This window comes from Stenotrophomonas sp. Ste96 (assembly GCF_024519495.1).
GTDB classification, from domain to species: domain Bacteria; phylum Pseudomonadota; class Gammaproteobacteria; order Xanthomonadales; family Xanthomonadaceae; genus Stenotrophomonas; species Stenotrophomonas bentonitica_A.
The window spans coordinates 438347-447359 of sequence record NZ_JALJRX010000003.1 but is presented as its reverse complement, the minus strand read 5'-3'; the positions used below and the strand labels follow the sequence as shown (position 1 = coordinate 447359).

The following is a 9013-nucleotide window of genomic DNA, read 5'->3' as shown; positions in this document are numbered from 1 at the left end:
TTACTCGAGGATCTTGGAGACCACGCCGGCGCCGACGGTACGACCGCCTTCACGGATGGCGAAGCGCAGGCCTTCGTCCATGGCCACCGGGTTGATCAGGGTGACAACCATCTTCACGTTGTCGCCCGGCATCACCATTTCCACACCTTCCGGCAGTTCGCAAGCGCCGGTGATGTCGGTGGTACGGAAGTAGAACTGCGGACGGTAGCCCTTGAAGAACGGGGTGTGGCGGCCGCCTTCGTCCTTGGACAGGACGTAGACTTCGGCGTCGAACTTGGTGTGCGGCTTGATCGAACCCGGCTTGGCCAGGACCTGGCCACGCTCGACGTCGTCACGCTTGGTGCCGCGCAGCAGCAGACCGGCGTTGTCACCTGCCTGACCCTGGTCCAGCAGCTTGCGGAACATTTCCACGCCGGTCACGGTGGTCTTCTGGACCGGACGGATACCGACGATTTCGATTTCTTCGCCGACCTTGATCACGCCGCGCTCGATACGACCGGTCACCACGGTGCCGCGGCCCGAGATCGAGAACACGTCTTCCACCGGCATCAGGAAGGGCTTGTCGACGTCACGCTCCGGGGTCGGGATCCAGCTGTCGAGAGCTTCGACCAACTTGATCACGGCCGGCACGCCGATCTCGCTCTGGTCGCCTTCCAGCGCCAGGCGGGCCGAACCCGAGATGATCGGGGTGTCGTCGCCCGGGAAGTCGTACTTGCTCAGCAGCTCGCGGACTTCCATTTCGACCAGTTCCAGCAGCTCGGCGTCATCGACCATGTCTGCCTTGTTCAGGAAGACGACGATGTACGGCACGCCGACCTGACGCGACAGCAGGATGTGCTCGCGGGTCTGCGGCATCGGGCCGTCAGCAGCGGAGCAGACCAGGATCGCGCCGTCCATCTGGGCAGCACCGGTGATCATGTTCTTGACGTAGTCAGCATGGCCCGGGCAATCGACGTGGGCGTAGTGACGAACGGTGGATTCGTATTCGACGTGCGCGGTCGAGATCGTGATGCCACGTGCCTTTTCTTCCGGCGCGGCGTCGATCGCGGAGTAATCCTTGAATTCGCCACCGAAGCGCTCGGCACCGATCTTGGTCAGTGCAGCGGTCAGCGTGGTCTTGCCGTGATCGACGTGACCGATGGTGCCGACGTTGACGTGCGGCTTGGTGCGCTCGAACTTACCCTTTGCCATTGTTGTATACCTTGGATATCAGAAAAGAATGAGGTGGAGTCCTGAGCTTATGCTCAGGACTTCTTGACCACGGCTTCGGCGATGTTCGACGGAGCCGGCTCGTAATGGTCGAATTCCATCGTGAACGTTGCACGACCCTGGGTCTGCGAACGCAGCGAGGTCGCGTAGCCGAACATTTCACCCAGCGGAATCATCGCATTGATGATTTCAGCCGAACCGTCACCGGTCACGCTCGAACCCTGCAGCATGCCGCGACGACGGCTCACGTCGCCCATCACGTCACCCTGGTAATCGCTCGGGGTCACGATCTCGACCTTCATGATCGGCTCCAGCAGGACCGGCTTGGCCTTGGAGAAGCCCTGCTTGAAGGCCATCGAGGCGGCCAGCTTGAACGCCATTTCCGAGGAGTCGACGTCGTGGTACGAGCCGAACACCAGCTTGACCTTGACGTCCACGACCGGGAAGCCCGCCAGCGGACCGCTGGTGATGGTTTCGCGCAGACCCTTTTCGATCGACGGAATGAATTCCTTCGGAATCACGCCACCGGTGATGTCGTTGATGAACAGGAAGTCGTCCTTGATCAGCGGCCCGATCTTCGGGTCGGCGCGATCTTCGGCGGTGATCGGCGACAGCTCGATCACGACGTGACCGTACTGACCCTTACCACCGGACTGCTTGGCGTGCTTGTAGTCCGACTTGACGTCCGCGGCCTGGATGGTTTCGCGGTAGGCCACCTGCGGCTTGCCGACGTTGGCTTCAACGTTGAACTCGCGCTTCATGCGGTCAACGATGATGTCCAGGTGCAGCTCGCCCATGCCCGAGATGATGGTCTGGCCGGATTCTTCGTCGGTCTTGACGCGGAACGACGGATCTTCCTGCGCCAGACGGCCCAGGGCCAGACCCATCTTTTCCTGGTCGGACTTGGTCTTCGGTTCGACGGCCATCGAGATCACCGGCTCCGGGAACACCATGCGCTCCAGGATGATCGGATGGTCCTGCGAGCACAGGGTGTCGCCGGTGGTGGTGTCCTTCAGACCCACCGCCGCGGCGATGTCACCGGCCAGCACTTCCTTGATTTCTTCGCGATCGTTGGAGTGCATCTGCAGGATGCGGCCGATGCGCTCCTTCTTGCCCTTCACCGAGTTCAGCAGCTGGTCGCCGGCGTTCAGCGTGCCCGAGTAGACACGGAAGAAGGTCAGCGCGCCGACGAACGGGTCGGTGATGATCTTGAAGGCCAGGGCCGAGAACGGCGCCTTGTCATCGGACTTGCGGCTCAGCGCAACGGTTTCATCGTCGACGTCGGTACCGGTCACGTCCGGCACGTCGATCGGCGACGGCAGCAGCTGCACCACGCCGTCCAGCATGGCCTGCACGCCCTTGTTCTTGAACGCCGAGCCGCAGTACATCGGCACGATGTCGGTGGCCAGGGTGCGCACGCGCAGGGCTTCGACGATTTCGGCCTCGGTCAGCTCTTCGCCGCCCAGGTACTTTTCCATCAGCTCTTCGCTGGCTTCAGCCGCAGCTTCGATCATGTAGGTGCGGGCCTCTTCGGCCTCCGCCTGCATGTCCGCCGGGATCTCCAGGTACTCGAACTTCATGCCCTGCGAGGCTTCATCCCAATGGATGGCCTTCATCTTGATGAGGTCGACCACGCCCTTGAAGTTGTCTTCGGCGCCGATCGGCAGCTGCATCGGGACGGCGACAGCACCCAGCTTGGCCTTCAGCTGGCCAACGACCTTGGTGAAGTTCGCGCCGGTGCGGTCCATCTTGTTGACGAACGCGATGCGCGGCACCTTGTAACGGTTGGCCTGGCGCCACACGGTTTCCGACTGCGGCTGCACGCCACCGACGGCGCACAGCACGAAGACGGCACCGTCGAGCACGCGCAGCGAGCGCTCCACTTCGATGGTGAAGTCGACGTGCCCGGGGGTGTCGATGATGTTGAAGCGGTGCTCCGGCAGGGACTTGTCCATGCCCTTCCAGAACGCGGTGGTGGCAGCGGACTGGATCGTGATGCCACGCTCCTGCTCCTGCTCCATCCAGTCCATGGTGGCAGCGCCGTCGTGCACTTCACCGATCTTGTGGCTCTTGCCGGTGTAGAACAGGATGCGCTCGGACGTGGTGGTCTTGCCGGCATCGATGTGGGCCATGATGCCGAAATTGCGGTAACGCTCGATGGGAGTGGTGCGGGCCACGGGAGCCTCTCAATTTCTTGGAATTCGGATGGCCGAACGCCGCCTTTCGGCGGCCTTCGGATTGGCGCGGCACCCCAGGTGCCGCGGGGCAGCACCTAGATGGTGCTGCCGTGCCTGTTTTGCAAGGCCGTCAAACTCACCAGCGGTAGTGCGCGAAGGCCTTGTTGGCTTCGGCCATGCGGTGGGTTTCTTCGCGCTTCTTGATGGCGCCACCACGATTTTCCGAGGCGTCCAGCAGTTCGGCAGCCAGCTTCTTCGGCATGGTGTTCTCACCACGCTTGCGCGCCGAGTCGATCAGCCAACGCATCGCCAGTGCCATCTTGCGCGAGGAACGCACTTCGACCGGCACCTGGTAGGTGGCACCACCGACGCGGCGGGACTTGACTTCGACCGACGGAGCCACGTTTTCCAGAGCCTTCTGAACCAGCTCGACGGAATTCGGGTTCTTTTCGCCGATCACGTCCATGGCACCGTAGACGATCTTTTCAGCGACCGACTTCTTGCCGCTCAGCATCACCATGTTGATGAAACGAGCGATGGTTTCACTTCCGTGCTTCGGATCCGGCAGGACAGAGCGCTGCGGCGTATTACCTTTACGAGACATGTGTACTTTCCCTTAGCTCTTCGGACGCTTGGCGCCGTACTTGGAACGGCCCTGGCGACGCTTGGCAACGCCGGAGGCGTCCAGCGAGCCACGCACGGTGTGGTAACGCACACCCGGCAGATCCTTGACGCGACCGCCACGGATCAGGACCACGGAGTGCTCCTGCAGGTTGTGGCCTTCGCCGCCGATGTAGCTAATCACTTCTTCCTGGTTGGTCAGGCGAACCTTGGCAACCTTGCGAAGCGCCGAGTTCGGCTTCTTCGGAGTGGTGGTGTACACGCGCGTGCAGACGCCACGGCGCTGGGGGCACTTATCGAGGGCCGGGGAGGCACTCTTATAAGTGGTTGCCTGCCGCGGCTTGCGGACAAGCTGATTGATCGTCGCCATCAGTATGTTCTTCTGAGAGAGGCCAATGAAAAGACTGGCCATGAATGCGGAAATGTGCGAGCAGGCGAAAGACCGGCCTGCTGAGACAGACGATTGTAGCAACCCGGCGAAAACGCAGTCAAATGCGCACGCGCCAAGCCAGCCCTGATCCCGGGCCGTTACAGGGGAGCCTTTTCCATGCCCCCCGTTCAGGTTGTCAAGCCGGTCCGTTGAAAGACCGGCGGGCATCCTACCTCATCGGCAGGCGGACGACCAGTGGCCGCTGCCTGCTGATTTGCCGGGAGGGCCACCGACCGGAGTCGGCGCCCTGCCCTGCCGCGGGCCCGGCCGGAGCCGGGCCTGCGTATTACTCGTCGCTGCCCGGCGCCTGGTCGGCGTCGGTCGATTCCACCGCCACGGCGGCCACAGGGGCCACCTCAGCCACGGCCGGCGCGCTGCCGGACAGGGTCTGCATTTCCGAGTCGGTCAGCCCGGAGGCGTTGCGACGACGGTTGGCGTGGTAAGCCAGGCCCGTACCGGCCGGGATCAGACGGCCGACGATGACGTTTTCCTTCAGGCCGCGCAGGTTGTCCGAGGTGCCGCGAACGGCCGCTTCGGTCAGCACGCGGGTGGTTTCCTGGAACGACGCCGCCGAGATGAACGATTCGGTCGCCAGCGATGCCTTGGTGATACCCAGCAGGACCGGATCGAAACGGGCCGGCAGCTCGTTGCGAGCGGCCAGGCGGGCATTTTCCTCGATGACGCGCTGGCGCTCGGCCTGCTCGCCATTCAGGAACTTGCTGGTGCCCTGGTCGGTGATCTCGACCTTGCGCAGCATCTGGCGGGTGATCACCTCGATGTGCTTGTCGTTGATCTTCACGCCCTGCAGGCGGTACACGTCCTGGATTTCCTTGACCAGGTAGGCCGCCAGCGGTTCGACACCCAGCAGACGCAGGATGTCCTGCGGGCTCGGCTCGCCGTCCACGATGGTTTCGCCCTTGGTCACGTGCTCGCCTTCGAAGACGATCACCTGACGGTACTTCGGGATCAGCTCTTCGTGTTCCGAACCATCGGTGTCCTTGATGATCAGGCGCTGCTTGCCCTTGGTGTCCTTGCCGAAGCTGATGATGCCCGAACGCTCGGCCAGGATCGCCGGATCCTTCGGCTTGCGCGCTTCGAACAGATCGGCCACGCGCGGCAGACCACCGGTGATGTCACGGGTCTTGGACGCTTCCTGCGGGATCTTGGCGACCACGTCACCCACGCCGACGGCGGCGCCGTCCTGCAGGTTGACGATCGAGCGCGGCGGCAGCAGGTACTGGGCCGGCAGATCCGTGTTCGGGATGGTCAGATCGTTGCCGTTCTTGTCCACGATGCGGACGATCGGGCGCAGATCCTTGGCCTGCGAACCACGACGCTTCGGATCGGTGATTTCACGCGATGCCAGGCCGGTCAGTTCGTCGGTCTTCTCGATGACGGTGACGCCGTCGATGAAGTCGATGAAGCGGATGAAACCGGCCACTTCCGACACGATCGGGTGGTTATGCGGGTCCCAGTTGGCCACGGTCTGGCCAGCCTTGACCGCATCGCCGTCCTTGGACGTGATGGTCGCACCGTACGGCAGCTTGTAACGCTCACGCTCACGGCCGTGGGCATCGAGCACCGACATTTCACCCGAACGCGAGACCGCCACCAGCGAACCGCTGGCGTGCTCGACCGACTTCAGGTTGTTGAACTTCACCGAACCGGTGGTCTTGACGGTGATGTTGTCGACCGCAGCAGCTCGCGACGCCGCACCACCGATGTGGAACGTACGCATGGTCAGCTGGGTACCCGGCTCACCGATCGACTGCGCGGCGATGACGCCGACCGCTTCGCCGATGTTGACGATGTGGCCACGGGCCAGATCGCGACCGTAGCAGTGTGCGCAGACGCCGAACGGCGAGGCGCAGCTGATGGTCGAACGGACCTTGACCGACTGCACCGAGGCGTCTTCCAGCTTGGCCACCCACTGCTCGTCGAGCAGGGTGTTGCGGGTCACGATCGGATCTTCGTCGTTGCCCGGCAGGAACACGTCCTCGGCCACGACACGACCCAGCACGCGGTCCTTCAACGGCTCCACGACGTCGCCGCCTTCCACGATCGGGGTCATGGTCAGGCCTTCGGTGGTACCGCAATCCACTTCGGTGATGACCACGTCCTGCGCCACGTCGACCAGACGACGGGTCAGGTAACCCGAGTTCGCCGTCTTCAGCGCGGTATCGGCCAGACCCTTACGGGCACCGTGGGTGGAGTTGAAGTACTCCTGCACGTTCAGGCCTTCACGGAAGTTCGCCTTGATGGGCGTTTCGATGATCGAGCCATCCGGACGCGCCATCAGGCCGCGCATACCGGCCAGCTGACGGATCTGCGCCTGCGAACCACGCGCACCGGAGTCGGCCATGATGTACAGCGAGTTCATCGACTTCTGGTCGATGGTCTCGCCTTCGGCATTGACCACCTTCTCGGTACCGATGGTGTCCATCATCGCCTTGGCGATGCGTTCATTGGTGCGCGACCAGATGTCGACCACCTTGTTGTAGCGCTCGCCGGCGGTGACCAGGCCCGACTGGTACTGCTCCTGGATTTCCAGCACTTCGGCTTCGGCCTCGGTGAGGATGCCGCGCTTCTCGTCCGGGATCAGCATGTCGTCGATGCCGATCGACACGCCCGCGCGGGTTGCGTAGGCGAAGCCGGTGTACATCAGCTTATCGGCGAACACGACCGTGTCCTTCAAGCCCAGCTGACGGTAGCTGGAGTTGATCAGGCGGCTGATGTTCTTCTTGGTCAGCTCGGTGTTGGCCAGCGCGAACGGCAGGCCTTCCGGCAGGATTTCAGCCAGCAGGGCGCGACCGATCGTGGTGTCCACGATCGAGGTCTTGTTCTGCTTGTTGCCTTCCTCGTCGGTCACCACTTCGGTGATGCGGACCTTGACGCGTGCGTGCAGTTCCACCACGCGGTTGTCGTAGGCGCGCTTGACTTCGGCGATGTTGGCGAAGGCCATGCCCTCGCCCTTCTTGTTCACCAGCGAGCGGGTCATGTAGTACAGACCCAGCACGACGTCCTGCGACGGCACGATGATCGGCTCGCCGTTGGCCGGCGACAGGATGTTGTTGGTGGACATCATCAGTGCACGCGCTTCCAGCTGGGCTTCCAGCGAGAGCGGCACGTGGACGGCCATCTGGTCACCGTCGAAGTCGGCGTTGAACGCGGTGCAGACCAGCGGGTGCAGCTGGATGGCCTTGCCTTCGATCAGGACCGGCTCGAAGGCCTGGATGCCCAGACGATGCAGGGTCGGCGCACGGTTCAGCATCACCGGATGTTCGCGGATGACCTCTTCCAGGATGTCCCAGACTTCGGCTTCTTCGCGCTCGACCAGCTTCTTGGCGGCCTTGATGGTGGTGGCCAGGCCACGACGCTGCAGCTTGGCGAACACGAACGGCTTGAACAGCTCAAGCGCCATCTTCTTCGGCAGGCCGCACTGGTGCAGGCGCAGGTACGGACCGACCACGATGACCGAACGGCCCGAGTAGTCCACGCGCTTGCCCAGCAGGTTCTGGCGGAAGCGGCCCTGCTTGCCCTTGATCATGTCGGCCAGCGACTTGAGCGGGCGCTTGTTGGTGCCGGTGATGGCACGGCCGCGACGGCCGTTGTCCAGCAGCGCATCGACCGATTCCTGCAGCATGCGCTTTTCATTGCGCACGATGATGTCCGGCGCGTTCAGCTCGAGCAGGCGGCGCAGGCGGTTGTTGCGGTTGATGACGCGGCGGTACAGATCGTTCAGATCGGAGGTCGCGAAGCGGCCACCGTCCAGCGGCACCAGCGGACGCAGGTCCGGCGGCAGCACCGGCAGCACGGTCATGACCATCCACTCCGGACGGTTGCCCGACTCGAGGAAGGCCTCGACCAGCTTGATGCGCTTGGTCAGTCGCTTGAGCTTGGTTTCCGAACCAGTGCTGGCGATTTCTTCGCGCAGGCGGGTCATTTCCGACTGCAGGTCGATGGTGCGCAGCAGTTCGTACACGGCCTCGGCGCCCATGGCGGCATCGAAGTCGTCGCCGTGTTCCTGGCGGGCCTGCAGGTACTGTTCTTCGGTCAGCAGCTGGCGGCGTTCCAGGGCGGTCAGGCCCGGCTCGGTCACCACGTAGGCTTCGAAGTACAGCACGCGCTCGATGTCACGCAGGGTCATGTCCAGCATCAGGCCGATGCGCGACGGCAGCGACTTGAGGAACCAGATGTGCGCGACCGGCGAGGCCAGGTCGATGTGACCCATGCGCTCGCGGCGCACCTTGGCCAGGGTGACTTCGGTGCCGCACTTTTCGCAGACCACGCCGCGATGCTTCATGCGCTTGTACTTGCCGCACAGGCACTCGTAGTCCTTGACCGGTCCGAAGATGGCGGCGCAGAACAGGCCGTCACGTTCCGGCTTGAACGTACGGTAGTTGATGGTTTCCGGCTTCTTCACTTCGCCGAAGGACCACGAACGGATCAGGTCCGGCGAGGCCAGCGCGATCTTGATCGCGTCGAAGTCCAGCGTCTGACGCTGCTGGTTGAAGAGGTTGAGCAAGTCTTTCATGGTGTTTCTCCAAAAGGAGGAAATCTTGTCGATGGGGCTGTC

The 9013-nt window shown here is 63.1% G+C and carries 5 protein-coding genes; all 5 read right to left on the bottom strand.

The window, feature by feature from the left end:
* Positions 1-1191 carry an elongation factor Tu gene (gene tuf, locus OC373_RS11355; protein ID WP_019186113.1) on the bottom strand — a complete coding sequence of 397 codons (1191 nt, stop codon included), beginning with the start codon at positions 1189-1191 and terminating at the stop codon, positions 1-3.
* A gap of 53 nt (positions 1192-1244) precedes the next feature.
* Positions 1245-3386, bottom strand: coding sequence for an elongation factor G (gene fusA / locus OC373_RS11350; RefSeq protein ID WP_019186123.1), 2142 nt, complete (start codon positions 3384-3386; stop codon positions 1245-1247).
* Between the two features lie 136 nt (positions 3387-3522).
* Entirely contained in the window at positions 3523-3990 is a 468-nt protein-coding gene (gene rpsG / locus OC373_RS11345) for a 30S ribosomal protein S7 (RefSeq protein ID WP_019186122.1), read from the bottom strand.
* A gap of 12 nt (positions 3991-4002) precedes the next feature.
* Positions 4003-4377, bottom strand: coding sequence for a 30S ribosomal protein S12 (rpsL, locus tag OC373_RS11340; RefSeq protein WP_017356008.1), 375 nt, complete (start codon positions 4375-4377; stop codon positions 4003-4005).
* A gap of 346 nt (positions 4378-4723) precedes the next feature.
* A complete protein-coding gene (gene rpoC, locus OC373_RS11335) occupies positions 4724-8971 on the bottom strand; it encodes a DNA-directed RNA polymerase subunit beta' (protein ID WP_070426688.1) in 4248 nt (1415 codons plus the stop codon).
* Positions 8972-9013: the final 42 nt, after the last annotated feature.

What these genes read in the sequence shown, in the direction of transcription:
- tuf (WP_019186113.1), bottom strand. Translation starts at nt 1,191, where the DNA reads ATGGCAAAGGGTAAGTTCGAGCGCACCAAGCCGCACGTCAACGTCGGC.
- rpsG (WP_019186122.1), bottom strand. Translation starts at nt 3,990, where the DNA reads ATGTCTCGTAAAGGTAATACGCCGCAGCGCTCTGTCCTGCCGGATCCG.
- rpsL (WP_017356008.1), bottom strand. Translation starts at nt 4,377, where the DNA reads ATGGCGACGATCAATCAGCTTGTCCGCAAGCCGCGGCAGGCAACCACT.
- rpoC (WP_070426688.1), bottom strand. Translation starts at nt 8,971, where the DNA reads ATGAAAGACTTGCTCAACCTCTTCAACCAGCAGCGTCAGACGCTGGAC.